This is a genomic window from Streptomyces sp. NPDC048643, assembly GCF_040650615.1.
GTDB lineage: Bacteria > Actinomycetota > Actinomycetes > Streptomycetales > Streptomycetaceae > Streptomyces.
In genome coordinates this window covers 14,795-30,596 of sequence record NZ_JBEZHO010000016.1, presented here as the reverse complement: position 1 = coordinate 30,596, position 15,802 = coordinate 14,795, and the positions used below count along the sequence as shown (strand labels likewise).

Here is a 15,802-nt window from a genome sequence, read left to right as displayed (position 1 = left end):
TATCCCCCGTTCGAGCCACGAAATCCCGTTCCGCGCAACGAGGTTGGAGCTATCGGCGTGCCCTGCGGCGCGACACCGCGATGCCCACCGCGCCGGTGCCCAGCGCCGCGGCCGCCGCGGCCTCGATCCAGAGCAGTCCGCCCGTACCGGTGGCGGCCATCGAGCCGCTCTGCGCGCTCGACCCGCCGGACGTGCCGCCTCCGCCGGAGGTGGAGGCCGACCCGCCGGTGGTGGTACCGGATCCGGTACCGGAGGATGCCGAGCCCGACGGCGACGGAGACGGTGAGGCGGACGAGCCGCCGCCGGTGATCTTCAGGGTGACCGGTGCGGAGTCGTTGCCCGGCTGATCGTCGCGGTTGGGGAAGTCGGTGCGGCCGATGACCTCGATGGAGCCGGCCTTCGGGTGCGCGACCGCCTTCTGGATGTGTACGTAGAAGGTGAGTTGGTCGGTGTCGCCGGCCGGGAAGCTGTCCGAGATCCGGCACTCGTAGGTGCGGGTGCCCTTGATCGGCGAGCCGCAGGCGTGGTCGTCGTCCTCGCCGGGGAACGGGATCTTGGTGATCACCGTGCCCTCGGGCGGGGTGACGCGGTAGACGCCGGAGCCCTGGCCGGGGCGGCTGTAGAGGTTCATCGAGCCGGGGCCGCCGTTCTTCACGCCCAGGTTCACCGGCACCGTCTGGCCCACCTTGCCGGTCACCTGGCCGCCCAGCGCCTGGTAGTCGGCGCGCTGGGCGGTGGACACCTCGACGAAGCCGCCGAAGTCGGGGAAACCGGAGGCGGAAGCGGACGTGAGGCCGAGCTCCGGTCCGCTGCCGGTGATGGTGTAGTCCGCCGGGTTGTCGTACTGCCACGGGTTGCCGCTGCCGAGCGGCCAGGTGAGGTAGTTGATGGTGGCGTACATCAGGTCGTCCGACGCGGTGAAGTGCCACGGCTTGTCGAACGCGTACGCGGTCCCGGGCTCGATCGGGGTGTCGAAGGTGCAGTACGCGGTGGGCTGCGGCATCGGCCGGTAGCGACAGTTGCTGTACTGCTCGGCGACCTTCAGTCCCTCCTCACCGAACAGCTTCACGCCGATCCCCTGGGGCGCGGCCAGCGGGCCGGTGTTGGCGATGGCCGGGGTGATGTCGAAGCTTCCGCCGGGGGCGATGCCGGTGACCTTCTTCTCCCGCTGGGTGAGCAGCTTGGGGCCACCGATGATCGCGTGCGTGGTGGCGGTGGCCGTGCCCGCGTTGCTGGAGACGGCGGTGTAGTGGATGTCGCCGGAGACGCCGGCCTTCACGCCTTTGGCGCCCTTGATGTAGAAGGGCTGGACGCTGGTCAGGCCGTCGATCGAGGTGTACGAGCAGGTGTAGACGTACCCGGAGCGCGAGCAGGCGCCGCCGTCGCCGGTGATGAGGGCCTTGCCCTCCAGCTCGGTGGCGTCGATGGTCAGCTTGACGTTCTTGGCCAGCGGTTTGGTGCCCTCGGGGGCGCTCAGGTTCAGGTCGAGCAGGAACAGATCACCGTCACCGGGCGGGCCCTCGCCGTACTGGTAGGTGTAGTAGGTCTCCTGGGCGTCGATCGACAGCTTCGTGTCGGCCGCGTTCGCCATGCCCGGCAGCGCGGCCACACCGAGTCCGGCCGCTCCCAACAGCAGTGCCGCCGACTGAGTCCATCGCCGTATCTGTCCCATACCCCACACCCGTCTCACCCGCGCCAGCAGGAACGCACCCACGTGTCGTTCGGATGGCTGGACTCACCGTGGGAGGGGATGGTTGCGCTCCGGATCATTGCGATTTCACGACGGCCCTCCATCACCCGGGCGCCAGGACGGCGGTCGAGCGCGCCCCCGCGTCCGGCGGCCTCTCCGAGACGCTATTCTGAACGTGTTCAAAACCTGGGGAGGGTGAACAGGATGCGGGGAACTGCCAGGTCTTGGCGGATCGCGGCCTTGGTCGCCGTGTTGGGCTGCGTCGGGGTGGCATGCGGCGTCGGCCCGCCGCCACCGCCCATCGGTCAGGCGTCCCTGGTCGGGCGCTGGGCCGACGACAACGGCTTGAGGATCGACTTCGCCGGCGACCACACGCTGAGGGCGGTCGGGCTCGATCACGCTCCGGGCGCCGAGGCGGGATCGTGCCCAGCGGCGACGAAGGGCCGTTGGGAGTTCTTCGGACCGGTGAACGACTCGGGCTCCTCCTTCACCGACGAGTCCCTCACACGAGGCGGCATGATCGCCGTGGACGGCGAGGACGACACCTGCACCTTCCTCGGCGTCACGAGGAAGGACGGTCAAGTGTTCAGCCTGTGCCTCGCCCACGATCCCGAGCCCGTGTGCACGACCGACGAGACCCTGCACCGGAACCGGCCCGCGCGGAGCCGTTGACCCTCACGTGACGTCATGCCGCATAGTCGGCGGCGTGGAGGAGCATCTGACGGTGGGACGGGTGGCCGAGCTGGCCGGCGTGAGCGTCCGCACGCTGCATCACTACGACGAGATCGGCCTCGTACGGCCGTCGGCGCGGACCGGGGTCGGGTACCGGGCCTATGCGGCGGGCGATGTGGAGCGGCTGCGGGAGGTGCTGGCCTACCGGCGGCTGGGCTTCGGTCTGCGTGAGATCGCGGATCTGGTCGACGACCCGGCCGTCGACGCGGTCGCGCACCTGCGCCGACTGCGCGGGCTGCTCGCGGAACAGCGCGACCGCGCCGGCGCCATGGTGACGGCGATCGACAGGGAACTGGAGGCACGCGCGATGGGGATCAGACCTACTCCGGAGGAGCAACTCAACGCGTTCGGGGCGCAGTTGTACGACGTCATCGGGTCGGCCTACCCGGTGACGCGGCGAACCGAACCGCGGATCGCCGCGCGGGTCTGGGGCGCCCTCGGGGACGCACGGACCGTGTTGAACGTCGGGGCCGGCACCGGCTCGTACGAGCCGCCCGATCGCGACGTCGTCGCGGTGGAGCCGTCGGCGGTCATGCGGTCGCAGCGCCCCGCGGACGCGGCGCCGTGCGTGGCCGCCGCGGCGGAGAGCCTCCCGTTCGAGGACCAGTCGTTCGACGCGGCGATGGCCTTCAGCACCGTTCATCACTGGCGGGACCCGATCGCGGGGCTGCGGGAGATGCGGCGCGTGGCCCGCCGCGTGGTGGTGTTCACGTACGACGCCGGTGACATCGGCCGGCGCGAGAGGTTCTGGCTCACCCGCGACTACCTGCCCGAGTTCGCCGACCTCCTCGTCGACTGGCCGTCGCTGGCCGACCTGACCCGTGCGATCGGGGGCCGCGCGGAGCCGGTGCTCGTGCCGTGGGACTGCGCCGACGGCTTCTTCGAGGCCCACTGGCGGCGGCCCGAGGCCTACTTGGACGAACCCGTGCGCCGCGCGGTGTCGGTGTGGACCCGGGTCGGGCCGGAGGCGGAGCAGCGGGCGGTGGACAGCCTCCGCGACGACCTCTCCTCGGGCCGGTGGGCCGAACGCAACCGCGACCTCGTCGCCCTCGACGCGGCGGAACTCGGCCTCCGCCTCCTCGTGGCCTGATCGCCGCGTACGGGGACACCGCACGGGAAGCGTCGCGCGGCCCCGCCGTCCGCCTCCGAACGAAACGCACACCAGTCACGGCCCGATGCCGCGAGCGAGGTGCGCGGTCACTACGATCAGAGCCCAAGACAACCATTCGACCGGCTCGATGGGAAGGCCGGTCAGGGTCGCCGATGCCGGGGTCCGCTCCCCGGGCTGTGGTGATCTTCCTGCCCAGGAGGACCCCCCGCATGTTTCGACGTATTGGGATCACCGTCGTCCGACATCCCGTCTGGACGATCGTGGCATGGCTCATCGCGGCGGTGGCGATCGTCGCCAGCGCTCCGGGCCTGCCTTCGAACAGTGACGAGAGCAGTTTCCTGCCCAAGAGTTACGAGTCCATCAAAGCGGCGGATCTCCAGGCGAAGGCGTTCCCCGGCGCTTTCACCCCGTCCGCGATCGCGTTGTACCAGCGCACCGACGGCGGCAAGCTCACGGCCGCCGACAAGAAGGACGTCGCCCGGATCACCACCGAGCTGGGCGAGAAGAAGATCGACCAGGTGCAGAAGGTCGTCCCCGGCCAGCCGTCGAAGGACGGCAGGTACGACCTCACCCTGGTCCAGATGGACAGCAAGAACGCCGGCCAGCCCAAACAGGCCGACGCGGCCAAGGTGTTGCGGGACGACGTCAAGGAACTGACCAAGGGGACGAACCTCGACGTCAAGCTCGGCGGCTCCGCCGCGCAGGCCCTCGACCAACAGGACTCGTCCAAGCGCGGTCAGGCCCTGATCGGGATCGGCACCTTCCTGATCATCCTGGTGACCATGCTGATCATCTTCCGGGCGCCGATCCTGGCCGTACTCCCCCTGATCCTGATCGGCGTGGTGGCCGCCATCGCCAACGGGCTGATCGCCTACGCCACCAAGCTCTTCGACCTCCAGGCCAACAGTTCGGTGTCCTCGATCCTCATCGTCGTGCTGTTCGGCGTGGGTACGGACTACTTCCTGTTCCTGATGTTCCGTTACCGCGAACGCCTGCGGGCAGGGGACGAGTCGAAGGAGGCGATGATCAACGCGGTGGGCCGGGTCGGTGAGGCCATCGCCTCGGCGGCCGGAGCCGTCATCATCGCCTTCCTGGCCCTGGTGCTGTCCACGCTGGGCTTCCTCAAGCAGATGGGTCCGGCGCTCGCCATCTCGGTCGCCGTCACCCTGGTCGCGGGTCTGACCCTGGTCCCGGCCGTGGTCTCGCTCATCGGGCCGAAGGTCTTCTGGCCCTCGAAGTCCTGGCAACAGGAGCCGGAGAACGCCCGGTTCGCCGCCCTCGGCCGCGGTGTGCAGCGCCGCCCGGCACTGACCGCCGCACTCTCCGGTCTCGTCCTGGTCGCCCTGTCCCTGGGCGTGTTCGGATACAACGCCACGTTCGACCTGGCGTCGGGCTCCATGCCCAAGACCAAGGAGTCCATGGTCGTCCAGGACGAGATGCAGAAGGCGTACTCGGCGGGCGCCGCGGCACCCACCGACGTCTACCTGTCGAGCACCGACGGCAAGCCGCTGGACAAGGCCGCCTTCCCCGCGTACGAGAAGAGTCTCGGCGCGGTGGACGGTGTCGCCAGCGCGAGCATGACCCAGGTGAACAAGGCCGGTACGACCGCCGACTTCACGGTCACGCTCAAGTACGAGGCGTCGACGGACCAGGCGATCGAGACGGTGGGCAGGGTGCGGGACGTCGCGCACGCCGACGCGCCCGAGGGCACCGAGGCCCTCGTCGGTGGCATGTCCTCGATCTACAAGGACATCGACGCGGCGGTCAACCACGACTACCGGACGGTCTTCCCCGTCGCCGCGATCCTGATCATGATCATCCTGGGACTTCTGCTGCGCAGCGTGGTCGCCCCCCTGTATCTGATGGCCTCGGTGGGCCTCGGGTTCGGCGCGACCCTCGGCGCGACCGTGTGGATCTTCCAGGAGGGGCAGGGGCACTCCGGCCTGATGTTCATGCTGCCCGTGATCATGTACCTGTTCGTGGTCGCCATCGGCACGGACTACAACATCCTCATGATCGCCCGGCTCCGCGAGGAGGCCCGGGAGGGCCGAGATCCGCGTGAAGCGGCCGGCATGGCGCTGAGGCACGCCGGGCCGACCGTGGCGGCGGCGGGCTTCATCCTCGCGGCGACCTTCGCCACGATGATGCTGGCGGGCAACGCGCTGCTCACGGAGATGGGATTCGCGGTCTCGTTCGGCATCGCGGTCGCCGCGTTCGTGATGGCGATGTTCTTCACGCCGAGCCTCACCGCCCTGATCGGCCACGCGGCATGGTGGCCGGGGCACGCGGACCGGGCAGAGGAGGGGGCCACCGGAACCCTCGGCTCCGGACCGGTCGCCGACGAGGACCGTGACGTCTTCGCGAACGATCCCTCGGGACGGCGCGGTTAGCGTTCGTTCGATCGGCGGAGCTGCCGGGCCGGCGACACGCGGCCCGGCAGCAGCCGAACGTCCCTGCCGGCTCAGCAGGCCGCCGGGACCTCGGGAGCGTGGGGGTACTCGGCCGGCCGGTGCTGGAACGAGAGGATCTTCGGGTTCTGGACGACGCCGTCGCGGATCTCGATGGCCTTTCGCAGCGTGACGTCGGCGTCCCATGCCGCGGGGCCACTCATGACCTTGCGCAGGTAGGGAAGCAGCGCCTCGCTGATCTCCCAGGTGGCGGAGTTCCACAGGTGGGACGGACTGTGGTCCACCGCGTAGTAGTGGCAGCCCGGCCCCACGGTGTGCATGGGCTCGCCGAAGGTGGTCGGGCGGGCCCACTCGAAGCCCATGCCCTCGTCGCAGGCGACATCGACGAAGAAGGTCCCCGGGCGGAACACGGCGAGTTCCTCGTCGGTGACGAACATCAGGGGCGCGTCGGTGTCCTGCAGGACGCAGTTGACGATGACGTCGAACCCGGCCAGGTACTCCGCCAGCGGCACGGCCCCGTTCGCGGTGACCGCCTCCAGCCGCGACGGATCGTCCTCGCGCTCCGCGAAGTGGCCCATCACGACCGAGGGCATGGGCGAAGCCACCGCTGCGGCGGCACGCTGCGTGAGCACCGTGACGTCGGAGATCCCCATGGCGCCCAGGCCCGTGACCGCCCCGCGCGCCGTGGCGCCGAAGCTGATGACCACCGCGCGCAGGCGGCGCCCGTAGCTGCCGGTCAGGCCGCCGAGCTGGAGGGCGTGCAGCACCGAGCAGTAGCCGGCCAGCTCATTGTTCTTGTGGAACACATGGACGCTGAAGGCGCCCTTGGACGTCCAGTGGTTCATGGCTTCCCAGGCGATGAAGGTCAGCCGTCGGTCGATACCGATCTGCGTCATCTTCTCGTCCTGGACGCAGTGGGGCCATCCCCACAGCACCTGGCCCTCGCGCAGCTCGGCGACATCCTCGTGCATCGGTTTGGGCAGCAGCAGGACGTCACACTCGGCGAGGAGTTCCTCACGGGTGCGCAGTCCTGCCACGAGTGGTCGCAGGGCGTCGTCGGCGACGCCGAACCGTTGGCCGTAGCCCTGTTCGAGGAAGATCCTCTCGCGTATGTCCGGAGCGATCCGGTCGAGGTGGCGGGGGTGCAGCGGCAGACGGAACTCGTTCTCCTTGCGGGAGGAGGCGAGTACTCCGAGACTCATCAGGCTCATGTGGGGCGGCTCATCTCCGACCGGACGCGCGTGCTCCGGCCATTGCCGTTCCCCGAGGGCGACGCCGAAACGGATGACGGCGTGCGAGGTGCGCTCGGTACCGCCACCGTACTCCCGTCCGGGCGCCTCCCACCGCCCGTGGTCGTCCTCCGCAGAGGCCCCGCACCCCACCGGACCTGCCGCCCCGCTACGCCCCGGTGCGGCTACGTGGTGTGGACGGTGGTCAGGCCGGTGAGGCCCGAGATGGTCAGGACGGGTTCCAGGAGCGGGTTGGCGACCAGTTCGAGGCGGTCGGCGTGGGGGAAGAGCACGCTGAGTCCGGCGCTGTCGAGGTATTCGACACCGGTGAGGTCGAGCACCAGAGGTCCGGTCATGTCCGTGAGGGCGTCGGCCAGTTCCTTGGTGTTGCTCATGTCGATCTCGCCGACTGCGGTCAGGAGCGCGGTGCCGTCGGGCCGTCGTCCGCGAGTGAGGGTCAGGGAAGTGGTCATCAGGCGATCCTCGTGTGCATGTCGACGGTGGTGCCGGACGGGCCGGGGGTGATGGTCACCTGTTGCATCAGGGCACGCATCAGACCCATCCCGCGACCGCGATGGGTGTTGAGTTCCGGTTGCGGGGCTTTCCAGCGGCCGGTGTCGGCGATGGTCAGGTGCAGGTTGTCGACGAATGCCTCGGCTCGGATGTGGATGGCGTCACCGGGGGCGTCGCGGTGACCGTGCTCGATGGCGTTCGCGCACGCCTCGCCCGCCGCGACCAGGACGTTCTGCACGGTGGTGGGGGGCAGATCGCACTGGTCGAGCCAGCTGCGCAGTGTCTTGCGGACGGGCGCGAGCTGCGAGGACTCCGCTGGGAAGGACATCTCCAGCGGGGCCGGGTGACGGTAGAGCAGCAGGGCGACGTCGTCGTCGTAGCCGTCGGCGGGTGCGAGCCGGGACATCACGTCGGTGGCCAGCTCGTCGACCGCGGTTCCCCGTCCGTCCATGAGGGCTTCGCTGGCCTGGTCGATGCCCGCGCTGAGCGGGCGGCGGCGCCGTTCGACGAGCCCGTCGGTGTACAGCAGCAGGGTGGACCGGGCCGGTATGGTGCAGGCGCCTTCGGGCCGCTCGTTACCGGGGCGGACCGCCAGAGGCAGGGAGCGTCCGTCCTCGAGGAGCCGGGTGGTGCCCTCGGGATGGACAAGGATGCCTGGCGGGTGGCCGGCACTGGAGTAGGTGAGTTGTCCGGTGTCGGTGTCGAGGACACCGCAGAAGACGGTGGTGCAGGCGGCGCCCGGAACGCCGGCGGCGAACTGGTCCAGGGCCATCAGCGTCCGTGCGGGACTGGCGTCCTGGAGCATCAGGGCACGGCAGGCGCTGCGCAGTTGACCCATGACGCTGGCGGCTTCGAGACCCCGGCCCACGCAGTCACCGACGACGATGCCGATCCGCCCGTCGGGCAGGGTGACGGTGTCGTACCAGTCACCGCCGACCTCCAGGGGCTGCGTGGCGGGCTCGTAGCGGACGGCGAATCCGTCGGGGAGCCGGGCCGGGCCGAGGATGGCGCGCTGCAGGGCGATGGCGGTCTCACGCTGCTGGTCGATCTGATGGGCCCGCTGGAGGCCTTGGGCGAGGTGGCCTGCCAGGAGGGACAGCAGCAGCTGGTCCTCGCCGGTGAAGGGCCGGTTCTCGCCGAGGTCGATCCAGAGCGCCAGGGGGCCGTTGGGGAACTCCAGGAGTATCCCGGCCCCGGTGCGGTCGGCCACCGGGGTCAGAATCGGCCCCTGGCGCATAGCGTCGAGCCGCTCACGGCGTTCGGAGGGCAGTCCCGCCCAGGTGGGTGACGCGTTGGTCGAGGTCAGTGTGGGTTCGTCGCCGTGGTCGAAGACCGCTGCCACGACGGACCGGGCACGCCACAGTTTCTTGAGCTCGTCCAGCGCGCCGGTCAGCGCCTCGGGGAGGCTGGTGGCTCGGGACAGGCAGGTGCCGAGGGCTGCCAGGGCGCTCTCACGCTGGATGGCGTAGTGCTCGGCGGTGACGTCGCGGAAGGTGCCGACGGTGACACGGCGTCCGGTGTCGGGGTCGTCGACCTGGTTGAAGGTGGCCGTGGCCCACAGACGCCGTCCGTCCCGGTGGGTGATCGGGATCGTGTAGGAGCCCTTGGTGTTGCCGAGCAGCAGGGCGAAGGCCTCACTGACCTGCTGGTACGCCGCGGAGTCGGTGGCGGCGTCGGGCCACCAGGGGTGGACCGGCCGGTACGGCAGGCCTTCGGGCCCGTATCCGAGGATGCCGGTGAACGCCGCGTTGATCTCGATGACGGCGCCTTCCTCGTCGCAGACGAAGAAGGCCTCCTGCAGGGAGTCCACCAGTGCGGTGCGCCAGCGGGCGTGGTGACTGCGCAGCCGTGCCAGTTCGATGTTCGCGCGTACTCGGGCGAGGAGTTCGGCGGCCGCGAACGGTTTCACGAGGTAGTCGTCGGCCCCGGCCTGGAGTCCCTCGATGGACGCTTCCTGTCCGGCCCGGGCGGACAGCAGCAGCACCGGGAGGGAGGCGGTGCGCGGGTCGGAGCGCAGGGCCGCGACCAGGGCGAGACCGTCCAGGTGGGGCATCATCACGTCGCTGACGACCAGGTCGAAGGCCTTCGTGCGTATCGCCGCCAGGGCCTCCCGGCCGTCGTCCACCGTGCTGACCTGGTACCCGGCGCCGCGCAGCAGTCGGATGAGGTATTCGCGCATGTCGGCGTTGTCGTCGGCGACCAGCACATGGGCGGGGAGCGCGGCGTCGATGCCGGAACCGTCGGCTCCGCCGTCGGTGGCGCTCGCGACCTCGACGGCAGTCGTCCCGGTCTGCTCACCGGGCAGCCAGCGCAAGGCCTCCTGTACGAAGGGGTCGGTCGCCGTGGAGGCGGAGCCGGCGGCCGGCTCCAGGTGAACCGCCTCCTCCGGCAGGTGAGCGGAGCCGAACGGCAGCCGGATGGTGAACCGGGTGCCCCGGCCTTCGGCGGAGGTGGCGCCGATGTCGCCGCCGTGGAGTCCGACGAGTTCCTTCACCAGGGCCAGGCCGATGCCACTGCCCTCGTTGGAGCGGGAACGGGCGTTCTCGATCCGATGGAACCGCTCGAACAGCCGGGGCATCTCGTCCGCGGCGACACCGATGCCGGTGTCGTCGACCGTGACGACGGCCCTGCCGTCCTCGGCTCCCACGGTGACGCGGATCGAGCCCTCGAAGGTGAACTTCAGCGCGTTGCTGAGCAGGTTGAGGACGACCTTCTCCCACATGCTCCGGTCGATGAAGACCGGCGCGGGCAGCGGGACACAGTCGACCTGGAAGTCCAGGCCGGCCCGGTCGACGGCGGAGCGGAACACGCTGGCGAGTTCACCGGTGACCGCGGCCAGGTCCACCGGCTCGTAGCGCGCCTGCATCCGGCCGGCCTCGATGCGGGAGAAGTCCAGCAGCGTGTTCACCAGTTTGCCGAGGCGCAGGCCGTTGCGGTGGATGACGTCCAGTTCCTCACGCACGCCCGTGTCCGCGTCGGCGAGCTTGTCGCGCAGTTCGTCCACGGGCCCCATGATCAGGGTCAGGGGCGTACGGAACTCGTGGCTGATGTTGGAGAAGAACGTCGTCTTCGCCCGGTCCAGCTCCGCCAGTTCCTCCGCGCGCCGCTGCTGCGCCTGGTAGCTGCGGGCGCTGGCGACTCCGGTGGCGACATGGCCGGCGACGAGTTCGACGAAGCCGCGGTACCCGTCGTCCAGGGCCCGGTAGCGATTGAGGCCGACCACCATGAATCCGTACGGGGAGCCACCCTGCTGCCGCAGCGGCACGACCAGTGCCTGGACGGGCGGTTGCGGCCACTCCCCCGCCGGCAGATCCACGAAGGGGGTTCCGTCCAACGGCATGAGTACCGGCTCGCCCAGGGCGGCGGCGGTCGTCGGCCACACCGTCTCGGAGCCCGGCGGCAGCAAGTCCACGGCGGCGGGGTGACCGCTCTCGACCCCCGTGACCGCGGCCAGGGCGGCGCTGCCGTCGTCCTGGAAGAGGTAGGTCAGCGTGAAGGGCAGATCATGCGGGTTACGGCTCAGCTGCCGGCGGGCGAAGTCGAGCATCTCCTGCTCGGTACGCACCACACTCGGGTCGGAGCCGAGGTCGCGGAGGGTGGTCATCCGTCGTTCGCCGATGACCCGCTCGGTCTCCTCGCTGACCACGCAGAGCATCCCGACGACCTGGTCGGCATCGTCGCGCAGCGGGCTGTAGGAGAAGGTGTGGTAGCTCTCCTCCGGGTATCCCGAGCGTTCCACGAAGAGCAGCAGCGCCTGGTCCCAGGTCGCTTCACCGGTGACGAGGACGGTGTCGATACGGGGGCCGATGTCGTCCCAGATCTCCGCCCAGACCTCGCTCGCCGGCCGTCCCAGAGCCCACGGGTACTTCCGGCCCAGGGTGTCGCGCCGGTACGCGGCGTTGCAGAAGAAGGTGAGTTCCGGGCCCCAGGCCATCCACATCGAGAACTTCGACGACAGCAGGATGCTCACGGCGGTCTTCAGGCTCTGCGGCCAGTTCTCCGGGTCGCCGAGCGGGGTGGTCCCCGCCCAGTCCACCAGCGCCAGATCCTGGCCGACCTCCGCGTCCGCGGCGAACACACCGGCGCCGGCCGCTGCCGGCGCTTCCGGCACGGCATCTTCGGAACGCGTCACTACCCACCCCTTCGTTCACGACAGACCGGTGCCCGAGGGCTGTCTGTCGGTGTCCATTGTGCGGTCCCCTCCGCGCGCAATGGACACCATAACGATGGGAAACCGCACGGCCGACGGACACCCGGGCGAAGCTCGTTGACGCGCTCCGTAGGATAGGACAGCCGCGCCTCGCGCCAACAGGCACGGCCAACGGGGAGGGGAGGGACGCGCCATGACGGGGTCCCTGCACGCCTTTCACCAGGGCACGGACGCGGCGGCCGACGGATCCTTCACCGTCACGCTCGCCGGCGGGGGCCACCCTCCGGCTCTCGCCCTCCGCGCGGACGGCACGGTCGAGGCGGTGTCCACCATCGGCGGCCGGCTGATCGGGCTCCTGCCCGACCTCCACTTCGTCCAGACCACCACCCGCCTCGCTCCCGGTGACGCCCTGCTGCTCTACACCGACGGGCTCATCGAGGCCCGCACCGCGGACGGAAGCATGCTCGGCGAGCAGGGGCTGGGCCGCCACCTGTCGGGCCATGCCACGCGAGGAGCCGACAGCCTGCCGGCCACGGTGCACAAGCTCTTCACCGATCTGGGAACCGGAATAAGCGACGACACCGCACTGCTCGCCCTGTCCGTCCCGCCCCGCCACACACGCCCACCCGCCCAGGAGAACCGGTGAACGACCGCACACTGACCGCCACTCGACACCCCCACGCCAGCGGCGCCACGGTGCTCACCGTAGCCGGTGAACTCGACCACCACACGGCGCCGGACCTCGCCCGGCTCGTCCAGGAGACACCCTTCACCCCGGACGCCCCCCTGCTGATGGACGTCTCCGAGCTGACCTACTGCGACTCCACCGGCCTCACGGTGTTCGTCAGCGCCTACGACCGCGCGCTCAAGGCCGAGTCGCGTCTCCTCCTGGTCGGGATGAACGCCGACCTGATGCATCTCTTCCGCATCGTGGGCCTCGATCAGCTCTTCACGTTCCAGCCCACCGTCGAGGACGCGATCGAGGCCCTCCACGCCTAGACGGCGATCCGAGCAGGCCTGAAGCGCGACGTCACGCGCGCGGTCACCGACCCGCGGTCGCTCTCAGGCCGTCCAGGAGCAGATCGAGGCCGGTGGTGAACTGGTCGCGGTCGTCATGGTCCCGCAGGTCCGCGGTCGTACCCGTCAGGAAGGGGTACTCCGCGGGGTCGAGCGTGGCCCAGTGTTCGGCGGTCCGGGTGAGGAACGCGGAGCGGCTGGTGGCCACGTCGACGGTGATGCCCGGGGCGATGATCTCGGCGCTGACGCCGGTGATGTAGTACGAGATCGCGGTGGAGACCGCGAAGTGCCGTTCGGCGGGCAGCCCCGTCCGTGCGACGAGGGTGCCGATGCGGTCGAGCAGACGCAGGGCGTTGTCCAGCGTGGCCGGCGCGGTGACGTGGGACGCCGCCCACGGATGCCGGTCAAGGGCGTCGAACACGGCGACGGCGAGCGCGCGCAGGCCGGCCACGGCGTCCTCCTCGACGCGCGGGTCCGCGGCGAAGGCGTGGCCGAGCACCTGATCCGCCGCGAGGGCGACGAGTTCGTCCTTGTTCGCCACATGCCAGTACAGGGCGCCGGGTCCGGTGTCGAGGTGCTTGGCCAGCAGGCGGAAGGTCAGTCCCCGCTCACCGTGTTCGTCCAGCAGTGCGACGGCCGCGCTGACGATGATCTCTTGCGACAGGGCGTCGGGGCGCCCCTTCCCGTCGGGTGCTCTTCCTCGTGTGCGCGGCATGCCCATATTTTGACACACCCTGGATCGGTGTTCCATATTGGTTATGGAACACCGATCCATAAGGGTGTCCGGTGAGCGCCCGACGCTCCGCGGACACGGGAACGAGGAAGCCATGACCACCACCCACCACCCCGTCGCCATCGTGGGCGCAGGCCTCGGGGGCCTGACCCTCGCCCGCGTCCTGCACGTCCACGGCATCCCCGCGACGGTCTTCGAGGCCGATGCCTCGGCCGCGTCCCGCACCCAGGGGGGCCAGCTCGACATCCACGAGGACGACGGGCAGCGCGCGCTCGCCGACGCCGGCCTCACCGACGCGTTCCGCGCGATCATCCACGAGGGAGCCGAGGCGCTGCGCGTGCTCGACCCGGACGGAAAGCTGCTGCACGACGAGCCCGACGACGGCATGGCACGACGCCCCGAGGTGCTGCGCGGAGACCTGCGGAGGATCCTGCTGGACTCCCTGCCGGACGGGACCGTCCAGTGGGGACGCAAGGTCACGGCCGTCCGTTCTCTCGGCGACGGCCGGCACGAGCTGGCCTTCGCCGACGGCACGACCGTGACCAGCGGCCTGCTCGTCGGTGCCGACGGCGCCTGGTCGAAGGTCCGCCCCCTGCTCTCCGACGCCACGCCCCGGTACATCGGCACGACGTTCATCGACACCTACCTGCACGACGTCGACGAGAAGCACGGCGCGGCGGCCGAGGCGGTCGGTGTCGGCGCCATGTACGCGCTGACCCCGGGCAAGGGGATCGTCGCGCACCGCGAGGCGGGGAACGTCCTGCACACGTACGTGGAGCTGAACCGCCCCGCCGACTGGATCGCCGGCATCGACTTCACGGACGCCGCCGCCGCGACCGCCCGGGTGGCGGCCGAGTTCGACGGATGGGCACCGGAACTCACCGCGCTGATCACCGACGGTGAGACGGCTCCGGTCGCGCGCATGATCCACACCCTCCCGGACGGGCACCGCTGGGACCGCGTGCCGGGGGTGACGCTCCTCGGCGATGCCGCGCACCTGATGCCGCCGTCGGGCGACGGCGCGAACCTGGCGATGTTCGACGGCGCCGAACTCGCCAAGGCGATCGCCTCACACGGCGACGACCTCGAAGCGGCCCTCACGACCTACGAAACGGCACTGTTCGCCCGCACCGATCCCTTCTACGCCGACGCCCACGACATCCTGGACCTCTGCCTCGGCGACCGGGCACCGTTCGGACTCATCGACCTGTTCAACGGTGTTCCCCAGGGCCAGGAGGGGACGCAGGACCAGGGCTGAGCCCTGCGCACGCGATCCCACTCAGGCAGCCGCCCTCACGAGGCGTCCAGGTCGCCGTACAGCACGTGGTGGTCCGAATACGACGACGGACGCACGGCATGCCCCAGCGGTACGAGGCCCCGCAGGAAGACGTAGTCGAACGTGCTCTGCCAGTCGGTCGTCGGCTCGCAGTCGACCGTGGACGAGGGACCGCACCGCGGGGCGACGTCCGTGGCCGATGCCCACATCGGGGCGAGTTCGGGAGCGTCGGGTACGGCGTTGAAGTCACCGAGGACGACGGCGCGGTCGTGCCGTACGACTTCCGCGGCGAGGACACGTGCCTGACCCGCTCGGACCGTCTCTTGGCGTCGCTCGGCAAGGTGGGTGTTGAAGACCCGCAGGGGCCGGCCGTCCACGGTGGTGGTGACCGCCATGTACCCACGGTCTTCGGATCCACCGTCGGGATACTCCGCGGTGACGAGGTCTCTCATAGGTGCCGCCGAGAGAATCGCCTGACCGTAGCCCCCCGGACTCCACGGCGCTCCCCCGCAGCGGCCCCAACTCCGCAGAACCGAACCGAACTCGACCTGGTAGGGCAGCCCGTACATACCCTCCAGGTAGTCCACGATCCTCTCGACGTCCCGCGCGCACGCCTCTTGCAGGCCGATGACCTGCGGGGCGTACGCGGCGATCTCCGCAGCACGGTCGACGTTGCTCCCCTCGCAGGGGTTGCAGAGGTTCCAGGTCATGACGCGGTTCGGTACGACATCGACGGCGGCCTCGACGGCCCCCGACCTGACGAAGGGGGAACCACTCGGCGCGGTGGGGCCGATGAGCGCCATGCAGGCCACGACCAAGGCGCCCGCGAGCAACTGCGTGCGCCCCTTGAACACCGGCGGCCCCCTCACAACGGACATCCATGTCGTGGGCGTCCTCTTCACCCGAGGATAAAGGGAAGTTGGACGGGCTCCACAACGACCGC

12 protein-coding genes are annotated in these 15,802 nt (G+C 70.1%); 6 read left to right on the top strand and 6 right to left on the bottom strand.

Annotation, left to right across the window (positions count from 1 at the left end):
* Nucleotides 1-49: 49 nt before the first annotated feature.
* A complete protein-coding gene (locus tag AB0C62_RS18070) occupies nt 50-1,672 on the bottom strand; it encodes a hypothetical protein (protein ID WP_362974206.1) in 1,623 nt (540 codons plus the stop codon).
* 222 nt (nt 1,673-1,894) lie between these two features.
* Here AB0C62_RS18070 and AB0C62_RS18065 point away from each other — a divergent pair, with 222 nt between their 5' ends.
* From AB0C62_RS18065 to AB0C62_RS18055, 3 genes are all read left to right on the top strand, one after another.
* Nucleotides 1,895-2,362 (top strand): hypothetical protein, encoded by a 468-nt coding sequence (locus AB0C62_RS18065; protein WP_362974204.1) that lies wholly within the window; start codon nt 1,895-1,897, stop codon nt 2,360-2,362.
* A gap of 34 nt (nt 2,363-2,396) precedes the next feature.
* Nucleotides 2,397-3,512 (top strand): MerR family transcriptional regulator, encoded by a 1,116-nt coding sequence (locus tag AB0C62_RS18060; protein ID WP_362974202.1) that lies wholly within the window; start codon nt 2,397-2,399, stop codon nt 3,510-3,512.
* A 230-nt stretch (nt 3,513-3,742) separates the two neighbouring features.
* Nucleotides 3,743-5,923, top strand: coding sequence for an MMPL family transporter (locus AB0C62_RS18055; protein ID WP_362974200.1), 2,181 nt, complete (start codon nt 3,743-3,745; stop codon nt 5,921-5,923).
* A gap of 71 nt (nt 5,924-5,994) precedes the next feature.
* Here AB0C62_RS18055 and AB0C62_RS18050 read toward each other — a convergent pair whose 3' ends face one another.
* The 3 genes from AB0C62_RS18050 to AB0C62_RS18040 form a co-directional block, all read right to left on the bottom strand.
* A complete protein-coding gene (locus tag AB0C62_RS18050; RefSeq protein WP_362974198.1) occupies nt 5,995-7,152 on the bottom strand; it encodes a N(5)-(carboxyethyl)ornithine synthase in 1,158 nt (385 codons plus the stop codon).
* Nucleotides 7,153-7,355: 203 nt separating this feature from the next.
* Nucleotides 7,356-7,643: an STAS domain-containing protein gene (locus tag AB0C62_RS18045; protein WP_362974196.1), complete on the bottom strand. Its 288-nt coding sequence runs from the start codon at nt 7,641-7,643 to the stop codon at nt 7,356-7,358.
* On the bottom strand, nt 7,643-11,815 hold the full coding sequence (locus AB0C62_RS18040; RefSeq protein ID WP_362974194.1) for a SpoIIE family protein phosphatase: 4,173 nt from the start codon (nt 11,813-11,815) through the stop codon (nt 7,643-7,645). Before AB0C62_RS18040 ends, AB0C62_RS18045 begins: the two co-directional genes overlap by 1 nt.
* A 211-nt stretch (nt 11,816-12,026) precedes the next feature.
* Here AB0C62_RS18040 and AB0C62_RS18035 point away from each other — a divergent pair, with 211 nt between their 5' ends.
* A complete protein-coding gene (locus AB0C62_RS18035; RefSeq protein ID WP_362974192.1) occupies nt 12,027-12,479 on the top strand; it encodes a PP2C family protein-serine/threonine phosphatase in 453 nt (150 codons plus the stop codon).
* Entirely contained in the window at nt 12,476-12,832 is a 357-nt protein-coding gene (locus AB0C62_RS18030) for an STAS domain-containing protein (protein ID WP_362974190.1), read from the top strand. The genes AB0C62_RS18035 and AB0C62_RS18030 overlap by 4 nt, the downstream gene beginning before the upstream one ends.
* Nucleotides 12,833-12,875: 43 nt before the next feature.
* On the opposite strand, the gene AB0C62_RS18025 is transcribed toward AB0C62_RS18030, so the two are convergent.
* Nucleotides 12,876-13,565 carry a helix-turn-helix domain-containing protein gene (locus AB0C62_RS18025; protein WP_362974188.1) on the bottom strand — a complete coding sequence of 230 codons (690 nt, stop codon included), beginning with the start codon at nt 13,563-13,565 and terminating at the stop codon, nt 12,876-12,878.
* Nucleotides 13,566-13,677: 112 nt separating this feature from the next.
* On the opposite strand from AB0C62_RS18025, the gene AB0C62_RS18020 reads away from it, so the two are divergent.
* Complete coding sequence (locus tag AB0C62_RS18020) at nt 13,678-14,841, top strand: NAD(P)/FAD-dependent oxidoreductase (RefSeq protein WP_362974186.1); 1,164 nt, start codon at nt 13,678-13,680, stop codon at nt 14,839-14,841.
* 35 nt (nt 14,842-14,876) lie between these two features.
* Here AB0C62_RS18020 and AB0C62_RS18015 read toward each other — a convergent pair whose 3' ends face one another.
* Nucleotides 14,877-15,737, bottom strand: a complete 861-nt coding sequence (locus AB0C62_RS18015; RefSeq protein WP_362974184.1) for an endonuclease/exonuclease/phosphatase family protein — start codon at nt 15,735-15,737, stop codon at nt 14,877-14,879.
* Between the last annotated feature and the right edge of the window lie 65 nt (nt 15,738-15,802).